The organism is Paucibacter sp. DJ2R-2 (genome assembly GCF_025717675.1).
Lineage (GTDB): Bacteria > Pseudomonadota > Gammaproteobacteria > Burkholderiales > Burkholderiaceae_C > Paucibacter_A.
The window spans coordinates 202246-222428 of record NZ_JAJIRT010000010.1; the positions used below are offsets into that span (position 1 = coordinate 202246).

At 63.7% G+C, this 20183-nt stretch carries 21 protein-coding genes; 13 read left to right on the top strand and 8 right to left on the bottom strand.

Annotated elements, in window-relative coordinates; translation table 11 throughout:
• The first annotated feature begins 250 nt into the window (after positions 1–250).
• From ettA to LNV28_RS20740, 4 genes are all read left to right on the top strand, one after another.
• On the top strand, positions 251–1915 hold the full coding sequence (gene ettA, locus LNV28_RS20725) for an energy-dependent translational throttle protein EttA (protein ID WP_263520483.1): 1665 nt from the start codon (positions 251–253) through the stop codon (positions 1913–1915).
• 174 nt (positions 1916–2089) lie between these two features.
• Positions 2090–2587, top strand: a complete 498-nt coding sequence (locus LNV28_RS20730) for a Spy/CpxP family protein refolding chaperone (protein ID WP_263520484.1) — start codon at positions 2090–2092, stop codon at positions 2585–2587.
• Between the two features lie 100 nt (positions 2588–2687).
• Positions 2688–3401 carry a response regulator gene (locus tag LNV28_RS20735; protein WP_263520485.1) on the top strand — a complete coding sequence of 238 codons (714 nt, stop codon included), beginning with the start codon at positions 2688–2690 and terminating at the stop codon, positions 3399–3401.
• A gap of 26 nt (positions 3402–3427) precedes the next feature.
• Positions 3428–4813 (top strand): HAMP domain-containing sensor histidine kinase, encoded by a 1386-nt coding sequence (locus tag LNV28_RS20740; RefSeq protein ID WP_263520486.1) that lies wholly within the window; start codon positions 3428–3430, stop codon positions 4811–4813.
• On the opposite strand, the gene LNV28_RS20745 is transcribed toward LNV28_RS20740, so the two are convergent.
• From LNV28_RS20745 to trpS, 3 genes are read right to left on the bottom strand one after another with little or no spacing between them, the layout of a single operon-like run.
• Positions 4788–6206: an MATE family efflux transporter gene (locus tag LNV28_RS20745; RefSeq protein ID WP_263520487.1), complete on the bottom strand. Its 1419-nt coding sequence runs from the start codon at positions 6204–6206 to the stop codon at positions 4788–4790. The two genes, LNV28_RS20740 and LNV28_RS20745, sit on opposite strands and share 26 nt — an antisense overlap.
• Positions 6203–6667 carry a DUF3717 domain-containing protein gene (locus tag LNV28_RS20750; protein ID WP_263520488.1) on the bottom strand — a complete coding sequence of 155 codons (465 nt, stop codon included), beginning with the start codon at positions 6665–6667 and terminating at the stop codon, positions 6203–6205. Before LNV28_RS20750 ends, LNV28_RS20745 begins: the two co-directional genes overlap by 4 nt.
• Before the next feature lie 6 nt (positions 6668–6673).
• A complete protein-coding gene (gene trpS / locus LNV28_RS20755; RefSeq protein WP_411970004.1) occupies positions 6674–7666 on the bottom strand; it encodes a tryptophan--tRNA ligase in 993 nt (330 codons plus the stop codon).
• Positions 7667–7785: 119 nt separating this feature from the next.
• Here trpS and purN point away from each other — a divergent pair, with 119 nt between their 5' ends.
• Positions 7786–8436, top strand: coding sequence for a phosphoribosylglycinamide formyltransferase (gene purN / locus LNV28_RS20760; RefSeq protein ID WP_263520490.1), 651 nt, complete (start codon positions 7786–7788; stop codon positions 8434–8436).
• 4 nt (positions 8437–8440) lie between these two features.
• Here purN and LNV28_RS20765 read toward each other — a convergent pair whose 3' ends face one another.
• Positions 8441–9100 carry a DUF1345 domain-containing protein gene (locus LNV28_RS20765; RefSeq protein ID WP_263520491.1) on the bottom strand — a complete coding sequence of 220 codons (660 nt, stop codon included), beginning with the start codon at positions 9098–9100 and terminating at the stop codon, positions 8441–8443.
• Positions 9100–9351, bottom strand: a complete 252-nt coding sequence (locus LNV28_RS20770) for a DUF1653 domain-containing protein (RefSeq protein WP_263520492.1) — start codon at positions 9349–9351, stop codon at positions 9100–9102. The genes LNV28_RS20765 and LNV28_RS20770 overlap by 1 nt, the downstream gene beginning before the upstream one ends.
• A 69-nt stretch (positions 9352–9420) precedes the next feature.
• Between LNV28_RS20770 and LNV28_RS20775 the strand changes: the two genes are divergently transcribed.
• From LNV28_RS20775 to LNV28_RS20785, 3 genes are all read left to right on the top strand, one after another.
• Entirely contained in the window at positions 9421–10686 is a 1266-nt protein-coding gene (locus LNV28_RS20775; RefSeq protein WP_263520493.1) for an RsmB/NOP family class I SAM-dependent RNA methyltransferase, read from the top strand.
• A 154-nt stretch (positions 10687–10840) separates the two neighbouring features.
• A complete protein-coding gene (locus LNV28_RS20780; protein ID WP_318013887.1) occupies positions 10841–12061 on the top strand; it encodes a DesA family fatty acid desaturase in 1221 nt (406 codons plus the stop codon).
• Between the two features lie 150 nt (positions 12062–12211).
• Positions 12212–12724, top strand: coding sequence for a DUF3016 domain-containing protein (locus LNV28_RS20785; protein ID WP_263520494.1), 513 nt, complete (start codon positions 12212–12214; stop codon positions 12722–12724).
• A gap of 90 nt (positions 12725–12814) precedes the next feature.
• On the opposite strand, the gene rpmG is transcribed toward LNV28_RS20785, so the two are convergent.
• The 3 genes from rpmG to trxB form a co-directional block, all read right to left on the bottom strand.
• On the bottom strand, positions 12815–12982 hold the full coding sequence (rpmG, locus tag LNV28_RS20790; protein WP_263520495.1) for a 50S ribosomal protein L33: 168 nt from the start codon (positions 12980–12982) through the stop codon (positions 12815–12817).
• 29 nt (positions 12983–13011) lie between these two features.
• Positions 13012–13245 (bottom strand): 50S ribosomal protein L28, encoded by a 234-nt coding sequence (gene rpmB, locus LNV28_RS20795; protein ID WP_102766965.1) that lies wholly within the window; start codon positions 13243–13245, stop codon positions 13012–13014.
• A gap of 249 nt (positions 13246–13494) precedes the next feature.
• Positions 13495–14457, bottom strand: a complete 963-nt coding sequence (gene trxB / locus LNV28_RS20800; protein WP_263520496.1) for a thioredoxin-disulfide reductase — start codon at positions 14455–14457, stop codon at positions 13495–13497.
• A gap of 248 nt (positions 14458–14705) precedes the next feature.
• Here trxB and LNV28_RS20805 point away from each other — a divergent pair, with 248 nt between their 5' ends.
• The 5 genes from LNV28_RS20805 to LNV28_RS20825 all read left to right on the top strand — a co-directional run.
• Entirely contained in the window at positions 14706–15371 is a 666-nt protein-coding gene (locus tag LNV28_RS20805) for a Crp/Fnr family transcriptional regulator (protein WP_263520497.1), read from the top strand.
• A gap of 73 nt (positions 15372–15444) precedes the next feature.
• The gene (locus tag LNV28_RS20810; RefSeq protein WP_263520498.1) at positions 15445–17808 is read left to right on the top strand and encodes a DNA translocase FtsK; all 2364 of its coding nucleotides are present in this window, start codon (positions 15445–15447) and stop codon (positions 17806–17808) included.
• 15 nt (positions 17809–17823) lie between these two features.
• A complete protein-coding gene (gene lolA / locus LNV28_RS20815; RefSeq protein ID WP_263520499.1) occupies positions 17824–18438 on the top strand; it encodes an outer membrane lipoprotein periplasmic chaperone LolA in 615 nt (204 codons plus the stop codon).
• 46 nt (positions 18439–18484) lie between these two features.
• The gene (locus LNV28_RS20820) at positions 18485–19846 is read left to right on the top strand and encodes a replication-associated recombination protein A (protein ID WP_263520500.1); all 1362 of its coding nucleotides are present in this window, start codon (positions 18485–18487) and stop codon (positions 19844–19846) included.
• Between the two features lie 212 nt (positions 19847–20058).
• Positions 20059–20183: ABC transporter permease subunit (locus LNV28_RS20825; RefSeq protein ID WP_411970005.1), on the top strand; the 125-nt coding region annotated here is incomplete at its 3' end.

Here is a 20183-nt window from a genome sequence, read left to right on the forward strand (position 1 = left end):
CAAGACTGGTAGCCGTGGCGACAGCTCGCAGTATAGCCGGCCAGGGTGGCGCGGCCGGGTTTCTCCCTGTGGGGCGGGCCATGAGCCGTGATCTTGTGACGCAGGTCCGCGTCGACCGTGCCGCAGATGCTGCGACAATGTGCGGTTTGGCGCCACGCCCGGCCCGCGTCCCTGCGGCCCGGTCAACTTTCGGGCTGGCCCCGCGCTCTCAGCACTTCGTACCGAACCCGCACTCTCCAGGAATCACGCCATGGCGCAATATGTCTTTTCCATGAACCGCGTCAACAAGACGGTTCCCCCGAAACGCCACATCCTCAAGGACATTTCCCTGTCCTTCTTCCCCGGTGCCAAGATCGGCGTGCTGGGTGTGAACGGTTCGGGCAAGTCCACCATCTTGAAGATCATGGCTGGCGTGGACAAGGAGTACGAAGGCGAAGCCATCGCCATGCCCGGCATCAAGATCGGCTATTTGGAGCAGGAACCGCGCCTGAACGAAACCCAGACCGTGCGTGAAGCGGTCGAAGAGGGCATCGGCGGCGTGCTGGCCGCGAAGAAGCGCCTGGACGAGGTCTATGCCGCCTATGCCGAAGAAGACGCTGACTTCGACGCGCTGGCCGCCGAGCAGGGTGAGCTGGAGTCCATCATCGCCGCCGCCGGCAGCGAAAACACCGATCTGCAGCTGGAGCTGGCCGCCGACGCACTGAACCTGCCGCCGTGGGACGCCGTGATCGGCGTGCTGTCCGGTGGCGAGAAGCGCCGCGTGGCCTTGTGCCGCCTGCTGCTGAGCAAGCCCGACATGCTGCTGCTCGACGAGCCGACCAACCACTTGGACGCCGAATCGGTCGAGTGGCTGGAGCAGTTCCTGCAGCGCTTCCCCGGCACCGTGGTGGCCATCACCCACGATCGCTACTTCCTGGACAACGCCGCTGAGTGGATTCTGGAACTGGACCGCGGCCACGGCATTCCTTGGAAGGGCAACTACTCCGACTGGCTGGACCAGAAGGAAAAGCGCCTGGAAGGTGAACAGAAGTCCGAAGACGCCCGCATGAAGGCGATGAAGGAAGAGCTGAAGTGGGTGCGCTCGAACGCCAAGGGCCGTCAGGCCAAGAGCAAGGCGCGTCTGGCCCGCTTCGAGGAACTGTCGGACGTCGAGTACCAGCAGCGCAACGTCACCAACGAAATCTTCATTCCCGTGGCCGAGCGCCTGGGCAATGAAGTGCTCGAGTTCGAAAACGTCAGCAAGAGCTTTGGCGACCGCGTGCTGATCGACAACCTGAGCTTCAAGGTGCCCGCCGGCGCCATCGTCGGCATCATCGGCCCCAACGGCGCCGGTAAGTCGACGCTGTTCCGCATGCTGCAAGGCACCGAGACTCCGGACAGCGGCACCGTCAAGATCGGTAAGACCGCCAAGATGGCTTTTGTGGACCAGAGCCGCGCCAGCCTGGAAGCTGACAAGACCGTGTGGCAAGACGTGTCGGGTGGCCTGGACAACATCACGGTCGGCAAGTTCGTGATGCCCAGCCGCGCCTATCTGGGCCGCTTCAACTTCAAGGGCAATGACCAGCAAAAGCTGGTGGGCAGCCTGTCGGGCGGTGAGCGTGGTCGTTTGCACCTGGCCAAGACCCTGGCCCAGGGCGGCAACGTGCTGATGCTCGATGAACCGTCGAACGACCTGGACGTCGAAACTCTGCGCGCGCTGGAAGAGGCACTGCTGGAGTTCGCCGGCTCGGCCATGGTGATCTCCCATGATCGCTGGTTCCTGGACCGCATCTGCACCCACATCCTGGCCTGCGAAGGCAATTCGCAGTGGTTCTTCTTTGACGGCAACTTCCACGAGTACGAAGCCGACAAGAAGAAGCGCCTGGGCGAGGAAGGCGCGCGCCCCAAGCGCATGCGCTTCAAGCCGATCAAGTGATGCTGCCAGCCACCGTCCTGTGCAGTCAGGAGGGTGTTCGCGGCTGAACGAAAGAGCGCCTGTGGGCGCTCTTTTCATTGGCGCCGGGCATTCACAGATCTTTACTGCCGGGGCACAGCAGGCTTACGTGCGGGGCTGAAGATTCATTCACCCCAACCCCGACGGAGATCTGTCATGTCCCAGCTGAATCTGAAGAAGTTGTTCGCCCTCGGCGCCGTGGCAGCCAGCCTGTCCTTGTCGGGCCTGCTGGCTCAGGCCCAGGGTCCTATGGGCCACCGTGGCGGCCACGAGATGATGGCCATGGGCGGCGGTCATGTTGAGCACATGCTGGACATGGTGGACGCGAGCGATGCGCAGCGCAGCCAGATCAAGCAGATCATGGACGCCGCGCGGGCCGATATGAAGGCCGAGCACGAGACCGCCCGCAAGCTGCGCGATCAGGCGCAGACCCTGTTCGCCGCGCCGAATGTCGATGCCGCTGCCATCGAGGCCCTGCGTCTGCAGATGAGCGCTCATCACGACGTGATCAGCAAGCGCATGAGCCAGGCCATGGTGGACGCCGCCCGGGTGCTGAGCCCGGAGCAGCGTGCCAAGATGGCCGAGCGCATGAAGAAGATGCAGGCCCGCATGGCCAAGCACCAGGAGATGCGCGGCGGCAAGCATGGCAGCTGAGTTGCCGCGCTCGTTTATGCTCAGTGGCGTCGCGCACATTGAACCTGCGCCGCGACGAGGCCGGCGAACGGTCTCGGCCACTTTCCCTTTTGCATCCGCCATGAGTTCCAGACTGCTGCTGATTGACGACGACACCCGGCTCACGGCCATGTTGTGCGACTACCTGAGTGCGGCCGGTTTCGAGGTGACCCTGGCAGCTTCCCTGGCCGCCGGCCGCGCCGCCTTGGCCGAGCAGGCCTTTGACCTGCTGGTGCTGGACCTGATGCTGCCTGACGGTGACGGCCTGGATTTCTGCCGTGAATTGCGCAGCGATGCGCTCACGCGCCGCCTGCCTGTGCTCATGCTCTCGGCGCGTGGTGAACCCATGGATCGCATCCTGGGTCTGGAACTGGGCGCCGACGATTACCTGGCCAAGCCTTTCGAACCGCGTGAGCTGCAAGCCCGCATCAAAGCCTTGCTGCGCCGCGCCGAACCCGAGGCGCCGGCCGATGATGTGCTGCGCTTCGGTCGCCTTGAGATTGATCTGGCCGCACGCATGGCACGCCTGGACGGCAAGCCGCTTGATTTCACCGGCCATCAGTTCGACTTGCTGGTGGTGCTGGCGCAAAGCCCAGGCCGCGTGCTCTCGCGCGACCAAATCATGGACGCGCTCAAGGGCCATCCGCTCGATGCCTTTGACCGCTCGATCGATGTCCACATTTCGCGCATCCGCGCGCTGATCGAAGAGGATCCCAAGACCCCGCGCCGGGTGTTGACCGTGCGCGGTGCCGGCTATGTGTTTGCCCGCAAGCAGGACGCCGACCATGGCCATTGAGGCGCGATGCCGCTGGGGCGTCTGAGATGAAGTCGCTGTACCTGCGCATCTACCTGACCTTGGTGGTCGTGCTGCTGGCCTTTGCTTTCGGCTCGGCCTGGTTGTTCCAGCGCCATTTCGAGCAGGAGCGTGGCAGTTTCGAGTCCTCCGCCAACGAGCGCGTGTTGGCGATTGCCGAACTGATTCATGGCTCCCTGCCGCCCGCTACGGCACCCCGCTCCGAGCAAGCCGAGGCCTTGCAGGAATGGGGGCAGCGCCTGCATATGGCCATCGCCCTGATTGATGAGCGAGGCGAACGTATTGCCGCCTCCGAAGAATTCATCGAACGTGAAACCATGGGGGGGCCGCCCAGCGTGCGTGTGCCTTTGGAAGATCGCCGCAGTCTCCTGGTGATGCGCGGTGGCTTTCGCATTGGGCCGGGCGCTCGCTTGGGTGGTGGTCCGGGGCCAGACCGGCCCTTCTTCAAACGCGGAGACAACGCCCCCTTGCCCTGGGGTCTGCCTTTCCTTGGGCCTCGTCCCAACGGTCAGGTCCTGTTGGTCTTATTGGTGCTGCTGTTCCTTGGCGTCGCCCTAGGTGCCTACCCGGTGGTGCGACGACTGACCCGGCGTCTGGAAAGCCTGAAGGCCGGTGTCGAGCAGTTTGGTTCGGGCCAGCTGACACAGCGGGTCGATGACAGCGGCAGCGACGAGGTCGCGGCGCTGGCCGGCAGCTTCAACCGCGCGGCGGCCCAAATCGAGACCTTGCTGCGCTCTCAGCAGTCGCTGTTGGCCAATGCCAGCCATGAGCTGCGCTCGCCCCTGGCGCGGCTGAAGATGGCTTTTTCCATGCTGGACAACGCCGGCCCGGAGCAGCGTGTGCGCCTGCAAGCCGAGATCCATACCAATATTTCAGAGCTGGACGCCCTGGTCGAAGAGGTGTTGCTGGCCAGCCGCCTGGAAGCGGCCGCCCGCGCGGCGACGCCGGCTGTGCATGAGTTCAAGGTCGACTTGATGGGTCTGGCGGCTGAAGAGGCGGCGCGCAGCGCTGCGGACTTTCAGCCTGCTGCAGGCTTGACTGAACTGGTCGTGCCTGGCGACGAGCGCCTGCTGCGCCGCGCTCTGCGCAATTTGCTGGAAAACGGCAAGCGCTACGGCGGGAAGGAGCTTTTGCTGGAGCTCTCGCGAGGCAGCGAGGGCCAGGCCGAGCTGCGCGTGAGCGACCGTGGCCCCGGCGTCCCCGAGGCCATGCGCGAACAGATTTTCGAGGCGTTTTTCCGCCTGCCCGGCCACGCCGAACAGGCTGGAGGGGTGGGGCTCGGTCTGAGCTTGGTCAAGCAGATTGCCTTGCGCCACCAAGGCCAGGTGCGCTGCGAAGCGCGGCCCGGCGGTGGCAGTGTGTTTGTCTTCAGCCTGCCGAACGCGGCGAACTGAGGGCAGCGGCGGCCTGCTCGCGTTCTTCCTGGCGGTGCACCCAGGCCAGGAAGGCGCTCAATCCCACGGCTGCCAGCACCAGGCCGGCTGTGGCCGCTGACCAGAAGCCGCGCGCGCCCTGGAACTCGGCCGGGATCGAGGGGCTGTGGCCGAAGGCCAGCCAGTAGCCGCCGCCCAGGCCCACGCCCCAGATCGCCAGCGCGTAAATGACCATGGGTGCGGTGGCGATGTGGTGGGCGCGAAGCACGAAGGCTGCCAGGGTCTGTCCGGCATCGGCCACGTGAAAAAGCCAGACCCAGAGCAGCAAGGGCAGGGCGGCGCCCAGGATCACCGGGTCGCTGGTGTACAGGCCCAGCACCGCTTCGCGTGCAAAAAACACCAGGGCACCGATCAGGAAGGACGCGGCCAGGCCGATCTCCAGACCATGCCAGCCCAGGCGCCGTGCGCCGGCCGGGTCATGGGCGCCGACCGACTGCGCCACCAGGGTGCCGGTCGCATTGGCCAGGGCCAGGGGCAGCATGAACATCAGGCTGATCAGATTGACCGCCAGCTGGTGGCCGGCCACGGGCGTGGCGCCCAGGCGGGCAATGAAGATGGCCATGAAGGTGAAACCGGTCACCTCGATCAAGATGGAACCGCCCATGGGCACACCCAGCTTGAGCAAGGCGCGGATGTCGGGCCAGTGGGGCGCTTGCAGGCCGCCGCGGCGCAAGCCGAAGGGCTCGTAAAAAGGGTCTCGCCGCATCCAAGCGAAGGCGATGGCGGCCTGGGCCCACATGGCGATCGCCGTGGCAATGCCACAACCCACGGCGCCCAAGGCCGGCACCTGCCAAGGGCCGAGCGCAAAGCCTTGAATGAGCAAGAGGCTCAGCGGCAGCTTGAGCAGCAGGCCGCCGACCTGCAAGGCCATGACCGCCTTGGGCCGGGAAACCGCCACATTGAAGCCGCGGAAGGCGGTAAAGAACAGCGTGGCCGGCAGGCTGGCGGCCAGGGCCATCAGGTAATGGCGTACCTTGGCCTCAACCTCGGGGCTGGCCTGCGACACCGCCAGAAAGGGCTCGGGCAGCAGCAGGATCAGGCTGCCCAGGACCATCAAGCCGAGGCAGAGCCACAGAGTCTGATGCAACTGCGCCCCAGCTTCCCGCATCTGGCCGGCGCCGAACAGGCGGCCGACGATGGGTGAGATCGCCAGCACCACGCCCATCAAGCCCACGAAGACGGTGATGAAGATCGCGCTGCCCACGGCCAGCGCAGCCAGGTCGACGGCCGAGTACCGGGCCACCAGCACGGTGTCGATGGTGCTGAAGGCCAGCACGGCCAGCTGCCCGACCAGCACCGGCCAGGCCAGCGGCGCGATGCGGCGCAGGCTCTCGAGATGGGCGCGGCCCATCATGCCGGCTCCGCCGGCGGCTGGGCTGTTGTCTGCTGCTGGGGGTGGTCGAGGCCGCTGAACTCGCGCGCACGCTCGGCATAGCGGTTGAAGCGCCAAGCCGTGCCTTCCTGGGTGATGCGGCGCCAGGTGATGCGCTTCTCGGCCGGGCTCATCACCGGCCAGTGCTGAACTTCGTCAAAGGTGCGGCCGCAGCCCTTGCACAAGGCGTCGCCCTGGCTGGTGGAACAGATGGCGATACAGGGCGCGTCGGGTGTGCTGTCGTACCAGCGCAGCCAGGCGGCCTTGGCGACGGCGGGCATGCTGTCTTCGTCGCACTCATGATCGCGGTGGTAGACCAGCAGGCCGTAGACCTCGGCCAGGGCTTGCACCTCGGGGCAGGCGCTCAGGCCGTCGGTCGACGGGTGACGCTCGCGCCACCAGTTGATGGCGGCCTCAATGTCGGTGATGTGGATGCCGCTCATGCGGATTCAGTAGGCCAGGCCCATGGCGGTGCGGACTTCCCGCAAGGTCTTGCGGGCAACGGCGCGGGCCCGCTCGGTGCCGACTTCGACAATCCATTGCACCTGCTTGGGATTGGCCAGGTATTCATTGGCCCGCTCGCGCCAAGGCGCTTGCTCTTTCTGGATGGCCTCAATCAAAGGTTTTTTGCAGTCCAGGCAGCCGATGCTGGCCGAGCGGCAGCCCTCGGCCGCCCAGCTGCGGGTGGACTCGTCGCAGTAGAGCTGGTGCAGGGGCCAGACCGGGCAGCGGCTGGGCTCGCCGGCATCGCTGCGGCGCACGCGCTGCGGGTCGGTGGGCATGGTGCGGATCTTCTCGTCCACCACCTCGGGCGCATCGCGCATGGCGACGGCATTGTTGTAGCTCTTGCTCATCTTCTGGCCGTCCAGGCCGGGCAGGCGCGCGGTCTCGGTCAGCAGCTCTTGCGGCTCGGGCAGGATGGGCGCATCCGGGCTGTAGATGCGGTTAAAGCGGCGTGCCACCTCGCGGGTCACTTCCACATGGGCGGCCTGGTCTTCGCCGACCGGCACGAAGCCGGCCTTGTAGATCAGGATGTCGGCGGCCTGCAGCAGGGGGTAGCCGAGGAAGCCGTAGGTGGCGCCTTCACCCGGGGTGCTGCTGGCGCGTTGCTTCTCGACCGCGTCCTTGTAACTGGGAATGCGTTCCAGCCAGGAGGTGGGCGTGCTCATGGCCAGCAGGGTGAAGAGCTCGGCGTGCTCGGGCATGCGGCTTTGGATGAAGAGCGTGGCCTTCTCGGGGTCGATGCCGGCGGCCAGCCAGTCGACCACCATGTCGTAGACATTGCGTTCGATGCTGTTGCGGTTCTGACGGTCCTGGTACTGGGTGGTCAGGGCATGCCAGTCGGCGACGAAGAAGAAACAGTCGTGTGTGCTCTGCAGGCGAACCCAGTTCTTCAGCGCGCCATGGTAATGACCCAGGTGCAGGGCGCCGGTCGGGCGCATGCCCGAGAGCACGCGCGGACGCGTGGCGGCGGAAGTCGGTTCGGGGGAAGGCAGGGAGCTCATCGGCGGGCCGCAGCAAAGATCAGGTCGGGCATTGTAGGCAGCTACACTGCCGCCCCATGAAACGCATCGTCATCCTGATTTCCGGCCGTGGCTCCAATATGGAGGCCATCGTGCGCGCCTGTGCCGCCGAGGGCTGGCCGGCCCAGATCGCCGCCGTGATCAGCAACAAGCCTGATGCCGCCGGCCTGAGCTTTGCAGCCGAGCACGGCATTGCCACGGCCGTGGTCGACCACAAGGCGTTTCGCCAGCCCGGCATGGATGCGCAGCAGGCCCGCGAGGCTTTTGATGCCGAGCTGCAGCGAGTGATCGATGGTTTTGCGCCCGATCTGGTGGTGCTGGCGGGGTTCATGCGCATCCTGACTCCGGCCTTCACCGCCCACTATGCCGAGCGCATGCTCAACATCCACCCCTCGCTGTTGCCGGCCTTCACCGGCCTGCACACGCACGCACGGGCCTTGGAGATGGGCTGCAAATTCGTCGGCGCCACCGTGCATTTCGTGACCGCAGAGCTTGACCATGGCGCTATCGTCGCTCAGGCCGTGGCGCCGGTGCTGCCCGGTGATGATGAAGACACGCTGTCGGCCCGCGTGCTCAAGCTGGAGCACCGCATGTATCCGCAGGCTGTGCGCTGGTTTGTCGAAGGCCAGCTACGCCGGGTCGATGGCCGTGTCGAGCAACTCAGCGGGGCGAGTCAGTCGTTCAGCTGAACCTTCAGCGGATCATGCCGGCCAGGATATTGATCAAGAGCGCCAGTACCCCGGTGTTGAACATGAAGGACAGCAAGGCGTGCAGCAAGACCAAGCGCCGCATGGGCCTGGCGCTGACCGCCACATCCGAGGTCTGCGAGGTCGCGGCCAGGGTGACAGCGAAGTACATGAAGTCGGTGTAGTCCGGTAGACCTTGCAGGCCAGGAAACTCCAGGCCGTGCGGTCCTTTGTCCTGGCCCGTGTTACGGTGGTAGAGGCTGGCATAGGCCAGGGCAAACTCGACCGGCAGCAGCAGCCAGCTGCCCGCCACCGTCAACAAGGCCAGCGCCAAGGTGGCGCCTGGCGGGCCGGCCGGTTGGCGCAGCTCTAAAGTGATGGCCGCCAGGCTGGCCAGTGCGCCGGCCGCCGCCAGCAGCAGCACGGCGGCCACACCGTCCGCCTGCGCCACGCTTTTGCGCTGTACATGCTCATGGTCAGCGGCCAGCATCATCTGCAGCACGGCCAGCAAATAGAACCAGACGCCGGCATTCCAGCCGCAGAGCAGGCGCGCCGACAAGCTCCAATGCGAAGGGCAGGCGAGGCCGACCAGCACGCCCAGACCCAGGGCCAGCAAAAGGCGCGGGCGAAGGCGCAGCTGTTGCAGCCAGCGGGGCGCGCGCATCATCAGGGCGCCGGCGCGTCGTCGATGGCGCTGAAGCGCGCCGTCAGCGCGCCGCCCACTTTCAGGCTGCCGAAGAACATGGCATGAGGCCGCACCCACAAGCCGGTGGCGTTGTACAGCGGGCGGTAGACCACCAAGGGTTCCAGCGTTTCGCTATGCCTGGCGGTACCGATCACTTCGTATTCGCCGCCCTTGTAATGGCGGTAGCGGCCCAGCGGTGTGGCGGGCAGGGGGGGCAGGTCGTCGGCACTCATGTCGGGGGCAGCAAGGGATAAATACGGCGGCAGGGCAGGGGAAGCCCTCGGGCCTGGGATAATCGCGAGATGCATCCTAATGCCCTTCTTGAAATGAGCAGCGAGCTCTTGCGCGCTGTCCTCCAGTTGGACACTCCCGCCGACAGCGTGGTGTCCGCCTTCTTCCGCAAACACAAGGCCTTGGGCCAGCGCGAACGCCATGCTTTGGCCGAGACCGCATACACCGTGCTGCGTCAGCGCCCGCTGCTGCAGCATTTGGCCCAGTCTGGCAGTGGCCCGATCGAGCGCCGCCTGGCCATTCTGGGCTGGCAGGGCAACGAGGCCTTTTTGCGTGGCGCCCTGAACACCCAAGAACAGCAATGGCTGGAGCAGGTCCGTCAAATTGACAAGACCCAGCTCGCGCCGCGCCTGCGCCACAACCTGCCCGAGTGGCTGGCCCAGCCTTTGATGGCCCGCCTCGGCGAGGAACAGTTCTGGTCCTTGGCCGCCAGCATGAATGAGCAGGCTCCGCTGGATCTGCGCGTCAACACCTTGAAAGGCAAGCGCGAAGAGGCTCAGGCCACTTTGGCGGCTGCCGGCATCGCGGCTGAACTCACGCCGTTCTCGCCTGTGGGCCTGCGCATTCACGGCAAGCCGGCCTTGAACAAGCTAGAGCTGTTCACTGGCGGCGGTGTCGAGGTCCAGGACGAAGGCAGCCAGTTGCTGGCCCTGATGCTGGACGCCAAGCGCAGCGAGATGGTGGTGGACTTCTGCGCTGGTGCCGGCGGCAAGACCCTGGCCCTCGGTGCATCCATGCGCAACACTGGCCGGCTCTATGCCTTCGACACCTCGGGTCACCGCTTGGCTTCCTTGAAGCCTCGCTTGGCGCGCAGTGGTCTGTCGAATATTTATCCGACTCAGATCGCCCATGAGCGTGATGAGCGCATCAAGCGCCTGTCCGGCAAGATCGACCGAGTGCTGGTCGATGCGCCGTGCTCGGGCCTGGGTACCTTGCGCCGCAATCCGGATCTGAAATGGCGCCAGTCTTTGCATGCGATACAAGAGCTGCAGGCCAAGCAGACGGCCATTCTGGCCAGTGCCGCGCGCTTGCTGAAATCGGGCGGTCGGCTGGTCTATGCCACTTGCAGCCTGCTGGATGCTGAGAACGAGGCGATCGCCGAAGCCTTCTCGGCCGCTCATCCCCAGTTCAAGAAGCTCGACGCCGCCGAGGTGCTGAGCCGCGCCCATGTCGAGCAGGCGGACCGTCTGGTTGAGAACGGCTATTTGCGCCTCTGGCCGCACCAGCACCAGACCGATGGCTTCTTCGCCGCGGTGTGGGAAAAACAGCCCAGCTGATCGCCGGCGGGGCCTGTCAGCCCAGGCCCCGGTCGAAAGTTGCCCGTTCTTGACCTGAAGCAGACTTATGCACTGAGGTGCTTAGAGTCCGGCACCTACAATTCAGCGACTTGAATCCACAGATTTGCCCAGCACTGGGCAGGATTAGGAACCCATGAACTTCTTGATGTCGGTACACGATGCGGTGGTCCAGATGCTGGCCCATGGCCTGCTCGAGGCCAGTGCATGGCAGGTGGTGGCATTCACTCTGGTCATCACGCACTTCACCATCCTCGCCGTGACCATCTTCCTGCACCGTGCGCAAGCGCACCGAGCGCTGGACCTGGGGCCCATTCCCTCGCATTTCTTCCGCGCCGTGCTGTGGCTGACCACAGGCATGGTGACCAAGGAATTCGTGGCCGTGCATCGCAAGCACCACGCGAAGTGCGAGACCGAGGAAGACCCGCACAGCCCGCAGACCCGCGGCCTCAAGGCCTTGTTGCTGACCGGCGTGGAGCTCTATCGCGCCGAAGCCAAGAATCCCGAGACCATCGCCAAATATGGTCTGGGCACGCCAAATGACTGGATCGAGCGCAATCTCTACACCCGCTTCTCCTGGCAAGGCGTGGGCTTGATGCTGATCATCAACCTGGCGCTGTTTGGCGCCATCGGTGCCACGGTCTGGGCCATCCAGATGGTCTGGATCCCGGTCTGGGCGACCGGCGTCATCAACGGCATCGGTCACTTTTGGGGCTATCGAAATTTCGAGGCACCCGATGCCTCGACCAATGTTTCGCCCTGGGGCATCCTGATTGGCGGCGAAGAACTGCACAACAACCACCACACCTACCCAACCTCGGCCAAGTTCTCGGTCAAGCCCTTCGAGTTCGATATCGGTTGGGGCTATATCCGTGCCTTCGAGATGCTGGGCTGGGCCAAGGTCCGCAAGACCGCGCCCAAGCTGCGTCACGGTGACATCAAGCCTGCCGACAAGGACACGCTGGAGGCCATCATCGCCAATCGCTATGAAGTGATGGCCAAGTATGGTCGCGGTTTGAAGGCGACCTGCGCATTGGAGTTAGACAAGCTCAAGGCGCAAGGCCAGGAGCACAGTGCGCAATGGGCGGAATTCAAATTGGCCATGCGCTGGTCGCATCGCGACGAAGTCAATATTCCTGACAGTCTTCTGCCGCAGATCGCCAAGGCCCGCGCTGCCAGCCCGGCGCTGGACAAGCTCCTGACCATGCGCGAAGAGCTGCGTCAGCTGTGGACGCGTACCAATGTGTCGGCCGAGCAGCTGGTGGCTGATTTGCAGGCTTGGTGCCGCCGTGCCGAGGAGAGCGGCATTGCAGAGTTGCGCAGCTTCTCCATGAATCTGCGCATGGCGAGGGTTTGAGTGGCCGCTTGATTTGACAGTTTGTGACGGCTGGTCTGCCGTCTGTGACCGCAAGTAATCCTGCGGTAAAAGGGCGCCCTGAGAGGCGCCTTTTTTGCGTCCGAGGATTAGACTGAAGGCACAGCAACGGAACACACAAGGAGAGTCACCATGAGCAAACTGCTTCGTACTGCCGGTCTGGTTCTGGCTTTGAGTGCCTCGGCTTCGCTGGCTCTGGCCGATGTCGAGGTTCGTTTCATCGAGCCAGAAAAGTTCAGTGACGCCAGCGCCGACTTCAGCCGCCGCGAGCGTGCGCCGGTCCTGGATGGGATCAAGGCGCATCTGGAGAAACTCGGTGCTCAGTTGCCCGGCAAGGATCTCAAGTTTGAAATCAGCAATATCGATCTGGCAGGAGATTGGGAACCTGTCGGGCCTCGCATGGAGATGATTCGGGTGCTGCGCGGTGTCAGTTCTCCAGCCATCGAATTCAGCTATGTGCTCAGCGAGAAGGGCAAGACGCTGCAGAGCGGCAAGATCCGGCTGCACGATATGGCTTACATGTCCAATTTCAATCGCTACTCCGACTCTGACCCGATCCGCTATGAGCGCCGCATGATCGACAACTGGTTCCGGGATGAGTTCAAGGCGCCGGCCGTGGCTGAGGCGAAGATCCCGCAGCCTTGAGTTTGCCTCGCCCATGAAAAAACCCCGCCGGCTTGCGCCTTGCGGGGTTTTTTGTGGAACTCCCCGTTGCCGGGGAGTCGCCGAGCTGAATCACTTCAGCTTGGTTTCCTTGTACAGAACATGCTTACGAGCCTTGGGGTCGAATTTCATGAATTCGAGCTTGCCGGTCGTGGTCTTCTTGTTCTTGTCGGTCGTGTAGAAGTGACCCGTACCTGCGGTCGACTCCAACTTGATCTTTTCGCGTGCGCCTTTTGCCATGATGATGCTCCTTGATTCTCAGTACTAGATCAGAGCTCGCCCTTGGCGCGCAGATCGGCGACGACTTGGTCGATGCCGACCTTGTCAATCAAACGCAGAGCAGCATTGCTGATACGCAGACGAACCCAGCGGTTCTCGGTTTCCAGGAAGAAACGGCGGTACTGCAGATTCGGCAGGAAGCGACGCTTCGTTTTGTTATTGGCGTGAGAAACATTGTTTCCCACCATGGGCTTCTTGCCCGTGACTTGACAGACGCGTGCCATGACGCTTCTCCGGTTTGATTTGATGACCAGCCATCTCGGTCGAGCCTGCTTTCCGCACACTCAAGACCCGCGATGACCTCATGACCGCTTTATGCAAGCTAAACCTATCTGACATCACGCAGGTTGCCCTGGTATCTGTCTTCTGGGCGCGGTCCATCCAGCAAGCAAGCCAAAGAGTATAGCTGAAAATGAAAAGGCACGCCAGGCCGCTTGCCCTGGCGTGCCCTTGGGGCAGACTTGTGCTGTCGCTCAGCCTTGCTCTTGCTGCTCCAGGAAGCGCTGCGCATCCAGGGCGGCCATGCAGCCGGTGCCGGCGCTGGTGATGGCCTGGCGATAGACATGGTCCTGGACGTCGCCGGCGGCAAAGACGCCCGGCACGCTGGTCATGGTGGCGAAACCGTTCAAGCCGCTCTTGGTGACGATGTAGCCATCCTTCATTTCCAGCTGGCCCTTGAAGATGTCGGTGTTCGGCTGGTGGCCGATGGCAATGAAGCAGCCTTGCAGGGTCAAGTCTTGCGTTCCGCCACCTTGGGTGCTCTTGATGCGAACGCCGGTCACGCCGCTCTGGTCACCCAGCACCTCGTCCAGCGTGTTCCAGAGGTGGAGAACCACATTGCCGGACTCGGCTTTGGCCATCAGCTTGTCGATCAAGATGGGCTCAGCACGGAACTTGTCGCGACGGTGGATCACGTGCACCTTGCTGGCGATATTGCTCAGGTAGAGCGCTTCTTCGACTGCAGTGTTGCCGCCTCCGACCACACAAACTTCCTGGCCACGATAGAAAAAGCCATCGCAGGTGGCGCAGCCACTGACGCCGCGGCCCATGAAAGCCTCTTCCGAGGGCAGGCCGAGGTACTTGGCCGATGCGCCGGTGGCGATGATCAGAGCGTCACAGCTGTAGCTGGCGCTGTCGCCTTTGAGCTTGAAGGGGCGCTGGGAAAAATCGACCTCGTTGATGTGATCGAAGATCATCTGCGTTTGGAAGCGCTCGGCGTGCTTCTGGAAGCGCTCCATCAGTTCCGGGCCTTGCACACCCATCACATCGGCGGGCCAGTTGTCCACCTCGGTGGTGGTCATCAGTTGGCCGCCCTGGGCCATGCCGGTGAGCAATGTCGGCTTCAGATTGGCGCGAGCGGCGTAGATGGCGGCGGTGTAGCCGGCCGGGCCGGAACCCAGGATCAGCAGCGTATGGTGTTGGGTGTTTGCGTTCATGGGGGCTCAGATGGGGCGGTTGGATCGTTTCGCAAGCGCGGGAAGTTAAAGGCCAAGTCGAAAGCAGCAGGATCGCGCATCTTTCGTGCCTCCGGCCTGTGCTGTTGCGTCGGCGGTAATGGCCGGATTTTCCCGGCTAAACATGGTTTGAAATATGAGGCGGGTGGGCACAATCCCGTGCATTCTAGGCATGTCACGGACGCTCTGAGGGCGTGCCAAATTCAGGCTTAATCCAAAGGAGGCTGTTCATGGCGATGTTGTCCAATCTGGATCTGATCCGCAGGGTGCCCTTGTTTTCTCTGCTCACCACCGACCAGGCGCAGTCGATCGCCGACAGCGTGGTCAAGCGTCGCTTCAAGCGCGGTGAGTTGATCGTCGAGCAGGGCACCAAGTCCAATGCCTTGTTCATCTTGCTGAACGGCCGTGCGCGGGTGCTGACGGCCGACACGCGTGGCCGCGAAGTCATCCTGGCTGTGCTGCAGCCCGGCGACTACGTCGGTGAAATGAGCCTGATCGACCACGAACCGCATTCGGCCACCGTGCGTGCCGAAGTTCAGACCGACATGCTGGTGCTGGGGCGCAATGAGTTTGCCCGTTGCCTGCCCGAGAGCAGCAGCCTGTCTTACGCCATCCTGCGCGGCCTGGTGGCGCGCCTGCGCAATGCCGACCGCCAGATCGAATCCCTGGCCTTGTTGGATGTCTATGGCCGGGTCGCTCGCACCTTGCTGGACATGTCCGAAGAAGAAAAGGGCCTCAAGATCATCCGCGGCAAGGTGTCCCGCCAGGACATGGCCAAGGTCGTCGGCGCCTCGCGCGAGATGGTCAGCCGGGTGATGAAGGATCTGGAGGAGCGCGGTGTCATCGAGACCCTGGAAAACGGCTCGGTGGTCATCAAGGAACGATTCCCAGGCTGACCCCCTTGCCTGATGGTGGCGTCGGCTTAGCCGGCAGGACTGGTTCGTGTGAATCCTGCGCCACAATGGTGGCATGAGTTTTCCGCTGGGTTCCCTGTTGCGTGACGACGAGGTCGGCGCGCCCGACAAAGTCTACAAACGCCAATCCAAGAAGGCGGCAGCGCCACCGCCGCCGCGCACCAACCCCTTGCGTACGCCGGTCTGGCTATTGCTGAGCGGCGCCGTCTGGTGCCTGGTGGTGCTGGCCCTTGTGAGTTACGACCGCGCCGACGCGGCCTTCTCCATTTCAGGGCAGCACGCCATGTATGGCAACCGCATGGGTGCCGTTGGGGCCTGGATCGCGGATCTGCTGCTGTTCAGCTTCGGTTTTTCGGCCTGGTGGCTGCTTCTGATCGGGCTGCGCGTCTGGCTGAGTCACCTCGCCGACCTGCTGCGCGCCGAGAGTTCGCCAGCGCCGGGCAGCCGGCGACCGCTGATTTTTTGGTTCCTGGGCTTGCTGCTGTTGCTGTGTGCGAGTTCGGCGCTCGAATGGACCCGGCTCTATTCCTGGGAAACCCGTCTGCCTGGTCATGCCGGCGGTGTGCTGGGTTACTCGCTCGGCCCCTGGAGCATGCGGGTGCTCGGCTTCGCCGGTTCTGGCGTGGTCTGGATCAGCCTTTTGCTGCTTGGCACCGGTCTGGCGCTGAAGTTTTCCTGGGCCCATCTGGCCGAACAACTGGGTGCGCGCCTGGATCAATGGCGCGAACAGCGCCTCGAGAAGCGCGAGAAGGCCGAGGACCAGCGCTTTGGCGAGCAGGCCGCGCAAGAGCGCGAACTGGTGGTGGAGGTCGAGCGGCAGGTGGTGGAGGAACACCACATTCCCATCGTCATCGAAGCGCCGGTGATGGAGGTTCCAAAGTCCACGCGGGTCGCCAAGGAGCGCCAGACCACGCTGTTTGTTGACTCCAGCGACACCAAGCTGCCCCAAGTCGACCTGTTGGACACAGCGCCGGTGCAGGTGGTGTCGGTCACGCCCGAGTCTCTGGAAATGACCTCGCGCATGATTGAAAAGAAGCTGCGTGACTTCGGCGTCGAAGTGCGCGTGGTGGCGGCATCGCCGGGCCCAGTGATCACGCGCTACGAGATCGAGCCGGCCACCGGCGTCAAGGGCTCGCAAATCGTCGGCCTGGCCAAGGACTTGGCGCGTTCGCTGAGCTTGGTGTCCATCCGTGTGGTGGAAACCATTCCGGGCAAGAACTTCATGGCCTTGGAGCTGCCCAATGCGCGTCGCCAGACCATTCGCCTCTCGGAAATTCTGGGCTCCCAGGTTTATGCCGATGCCAGCTCGCAGCTGACCATGGGCCTGGGCAAGGACATCGTCGGCCTGCCGGTGGTGGCTGATCTGGCCAAGATGCCGCACTGCCTGGTGGCCGGTACCACCGGCTCGGGCAAGTCGGTCGGTATCAATGCCATGATCCTGTCCTTGCTCTACAAGGCCGAAGCGCGCGACGTTCGCCTGATCCTGATCGACCCCAAGATGCTTGAAATGAGCGTCTACGAAGGCATCCCGCATCTGCTGGCGCCTGTGGTCACCGACATGAAGCAGGCCAGCAATGCGCTGAACTGGTGTGTCGGCGAAATGGAGCGCCGCTACAAGCTGATGAGCAAGATGGGCGTGCGCAATCTGGCCGGCTACAACAAGAAGATCGACGAGGCCAAGGAGCGCGGTGAGCACATCGGCAACCCCTTCAGCCTGACGCCGGAAGAACCGGAGCCGCTGGAGCGTCTGCCCTTCATCGTCGTCGTGATCGACGAGCTGGCCGACCTGATGATGGTGGTCGGCAAAAAGATCGAAGAGCTGATCGCGCGCCTGGCCCAGAAGGCCCGGGCGGCCGGCATCCACCTGATCCTGGCCACGCAGCGGCCCTCGGTCGATGTCATCACTGGCCTGATCAAGGCCAATATCCCGACCCGTCTGTCCTTCCAGGTCAGCTCCAAGATCGACAGCCGCACCATCCTCGACCAGATGGGCGCCGAAGCCCTGCTCGGCATGGGTGACATGCTGTACATGCCCTCGGGCACCGGCCTGCCGATTCGTGTCCATGGTGCCTTTGTCAGCGATGAGGAGGTGCACCGGGTGGTCGAGTACTTGAAGAGCCAGGGCGAACCCAATTACATCGAGGGCATTCTGGAAGGCGGCGTGCTCGAAGGTGAGGGCGGTGAGGCGGGTGCGGCCGGTGGTGGTGCCGGCGAAGGCGAGGCCGACCCCATGTACGACCAGGCCGTGGCCATCGTGCTGCAGCACCGCCGGGCCTCGATTTCACTGGTCCAGCGCCATCTGCGCATCGGCTACAACCGTGCCGCCCGCTTGCTCGAGCAGATGGAGAAATCGGGCCTGGTCAGCAGCATGGCCACCAATGGCAACCGCGATTTGATCGTGCCCAAGCGAGATGAATGAATGAGACAGCGACTGATGTCCCTGAAGAACGGCCTGTGCGCGACCCTGCTGGTGAGCGCAACCCTGACGGCTCAGGCGGACGCCGTGGCGGCGTTGAAAGCCTTTGTCGGTGAGGTCAAGAGCGCCAGTGCCCAGTTCAAGCAGACGGTCAATTCGCCCGACGGCAAGCGCAAAAAAGTGTCCATGGGCAGCTTTGAGTTCCAGCGGCCCAACCAGTTCCGCTTTGCCTACAGCAAGCCTTTCGAACAGCTGATCGTCGGTGATGGACAGAAGGTGTGGATCTTCGATCCGGACCTGAATCAGGCCAGCTCGCGGCGCATGTCGCAGGCCTTGGGCGCTACGCCTGCGGCCCTTTTGGCGGGCGGCAATCTCGAGCGCGATTTCAGCCTCAAGGCCCTGCCCAGTGAGGGTGGGCTGGACTGGGTCCAGGCCTTGCCGCGGCAGGCCGACGGCGGTTTCCAGTCGCTCAAAATCGGCTTCAAGGGGCGCGAATTGGCGGCGCTGGAAATCGTCGATGGCTTTGGGCAGCAGTCGCGCCTGGACTTCAGCGCCATGGCGACGAATGCGAACCTGCCGGCCGAGCGCTTTCGTTTTGTGCTGCCAGCCGGTGCGGATCTGGTCGAGCAATGAGGCCTGCGACCCGTCAGCCGCTGCGGGCTGGCTTGATTGAGTGTTGATGAACGATTCCCTGTTTCCTGAGAGTGAGCCGGCTCCGGCTCGAATTTCCGCGCCGGGGTCCTCGCAAGTGCAGTCTTCTTTGCATCCTCCGCTTGCCGAACGATTGCGGCCTCAGCACCTGGACGAGGTGATCGGCCAGCGCCAGTTGCTCGGCCCCGGCATGCCCTTGCGAACCGCCTTTGAATCGGGGCGCCTGCATTCCATGATTCTTTGGGGGCCGCCTGGAGTCGGCAAGACCACGCTGGCGCGCCTGATGGCGCAGTCCTTCGAGGCTCAGTTCATCAGCATTTCGGCCGTCTTGGGCGGGGTCAAGGACATCCGCGATGCGGTCGAGCGGGCACTCAGCGTATCGGCGCAAGGGCGGCGCACCGTTCTGTTCGTGGACGAAGTCCACCGCTTCAACAAATCGCAGCAGGACGCGTTCTTGCCGCATGTCGAGTCGGGCCTGTTCACCTTCATTGGGGCCACCACCGAGAACCCGTCGTTTGAGGTGAACTCGGCGCTGCTGTCGCGGGCCACCGTCCATGTGCTCAAGGCTCTGGATGAGCAGGACCTGCTCAATCTGGTGCAGCGCGGCACGCAGCTGCTGGCTTGCCCGCCGATCACGCCGGCGGCGGCCAAACGCCTGGCCGCCTATGCCGACGGTGATGCCCGGCGCCTGCTCAATGCCGTGGAGTCGGTCGCTTCACTCGCGCCCGCTGGCATCGCCGAGATTGACGAGGCTGTGCTTGAGCGTGCCCTGGGCGAGCAACTGCGCCGTTATGACAAGGGCGGCGAACAGTTCTACGACGTCATTTCGGCCCTGCACAAGTCCGTGCGCGGCTCAGACCCCGACGCCGCGCTGTACTGGTTCGCCCGCATGCTCGATGGCGGTGTCGATGCGCGCTATATTGCTCGCCGCCTGATCCGCATGGCCAGTGAAGACATCGGTCTGGCCGATCCGCGCGCGCTGCGCATCTGCCTCGATGCTGCCGAGACCTACGAGCGCCTGGGTTCGCCTGAGGGCGAGCTCACCCTGGCGCAGGCCCTGGTGTTTTTGGCTGTGGCACCGAAGTCCAACGCCGTCTACAGCGCTTACAAGGCGGTGCGGGCTTTCGTGAAAACCGATGCCAGCCGACCGGTTCCGCTGCATCTGCGCAACGCTCCCACCCGCTTGATGAGCGAGCTAGGGTATGGACGTGAGTACCGCTATGCCCACGATGAGCCCGAGGGCTTTGCGGCGGGCGTGCATTACCTCCCTGATGGGCTGGAGGATCAACGCTTTTACGAGCCTGTTGGCCGGGGTTTGGAGTTGCGCATCGGTGAGCGGCTGGCCGAGCTGCGGCGGCGCAATGAAGAAGCTCGCGGGGGCGACGAATGAGTCCAATTTGCCGAGGTTTTTTGCGGCCCGCGCTAGGGGTATTTACCAGCGAAGTCCGGCGGAAAGCGACTCCTACAATGACTCGCAGGCTGCAGGACTAGATGGCCAAGTGGGCCCGCCGACTTTGTGGCGGGCCTTTTTTTTGCTCGTCTTTCAGCACAACCAATGGGTGGGTCTGCGCGCGGCGTGGATCCCCGAACCGGAGAGGCTTCATGGAAACTTTTTTCCAGCAAATCATCAACGGGCTGGTGCTCGGGAGCATGTATGCGCTGGTGGCGCTGGGGTACACGATGGTGTACGGCATCATCAACCTGATCAATTTTGCGCACGGTGAGAT

Bases quoted from the DNA above. Each gene is read 5' to 3' on its own strand.
- ettA (WP_263520483.1), top strand. From the start codon at position 251: ATGGCGCAATATGTCTTTTCCATGAACCGCGTCAACAAGACGGTTCCC.
- LNV28_RS20730 (WP_263520484.1), top strand. From the start codon at position 2,090: ATGTCCCAGCTGAATCTGAAGAAGTTGTTCGCCCTCGGCGCCGTGGCA.
- LNV28_RS20735 (WP_263520485.1), top strand. From the start codon at position 2,688: ATGAGTTCCAGACTGCTGCTGATTGACGACGACACCCGGCTCACGGCC.
- LNV28_RS20740 (WP_263520486.1), top strand. From the start codon at position 3,428: ATGAAGTCGCTGTACCTGCGCATCTACCTGACCTTGGTGGTCGTGCTG.
- LNV28_RS20745 (WP_263520487.1), bottom strand. From the start codon at position 6,206: ATGATGGGCCGCGCCCATCTCGAGAGCCTGCGCCGCATCGCGCCGCTG.
- LNV28_RS20750 (WP_263520488.1), bottom strand. From the start codon at position 6,667: ATGAGCGGCATCCACATCACCGACATTGAGGCCGCCATCAACTGGTGG.
- trpS (WP_411970004.1), bottom strand. From the start codon at position 7,666: ATGCGCCCGACCGGCGCCCTGCACCTGGGTCATTACCATGGCGCGCTG.
- purN (WP_263520490.1), top strand. From the start codon at position 7,786: ATGAAACGCATCGTCATCCTGATTTCCGGCCGTGGCTCCAATATGGAG.
- LNV28_RS20765 (WP_263520491.1), bottom strand. From the start codon at position 9,100: ATGATGCGCGCGCCCCGCTGGCTGCAACAGCTGCGCCTTCGCCCGCGC.
- LNV28_RS20770 (WP_263520492.1), bottom strand. From the start codon at position 9,351: ATGAGTGCCGACGACCTGCCCCCCCTGCCCGCCACACCGCTGGGCCGC.
- LNV28_RS20775 (WP_263520493.1), top strand. From the start codon at position 9,421: ATGCATCCTAATGCCCTTCTTGAAATGAGCAGCGAGCTCTTGCGCGCT.
- LNV28_RS20780 (WP_318013887.1), top strand. From the start codon at position 10,841: ATGAACTTCTTGATGTCGGTACACGATGCGGTGGTCCAGATGCTGGCC.
- LNV28_RS20785 (WP_263520494.1), top strand. From the start codon at position 12,212: ATGAGCAAACTGCTTCGTACTGCCGGTCTGGTTCTGGCTTTGAGTGCC.
- rpmG (WP_263520495.1), bottom strand. From the start codon at position 12,982: ATGGCAAAAGGCGCACGCGAAAAGATCAAGTTGGAGTCGACCGCAGGT.
- rpmB (WP_102766965.1), bottom strand. From the start codon at position 13,245: ATGGCACGCGTCTGTCAAGTCACGGGCAAGAAGCCCATGGTGGGAAAC.
- trxB (WP_263520496.1), bottom strand. From the start codon at position 14,457: ATGAACGCAAACACCCAACACCATACGCTGCTGATCCTGGGTTCCGGC.
- LNV28_RS20805 (WP_263520497.1), top strand. From the start codon at position 14,706: ATGGCGATGTTGTCCAATCTGGATCTGATCCGCAGGGTGCCCTTGTTT.
- LNV28_RS20810 (WP_263520498.1), top strand. From the start codon at position 15,445: ATGAGTTTTCCGCTGGGTTCCCTGTTGCGTGACGACGAGGTCGGCGCG.
- lolA (WP_263520499.1), top strand. From the start codon at position 17,824: ATGTCCCTGAAGAACGGCCTGTGCGCGACCCTGCTGGTGAGCGCAACC.
- LNV28_RS20820 (WP_263520500.1), top strand. From the start codon at position 18,485: ATGAACGATTCCCTGTTTCCTGAGAGTGAGCCGGCTCCGGCTCGAATT.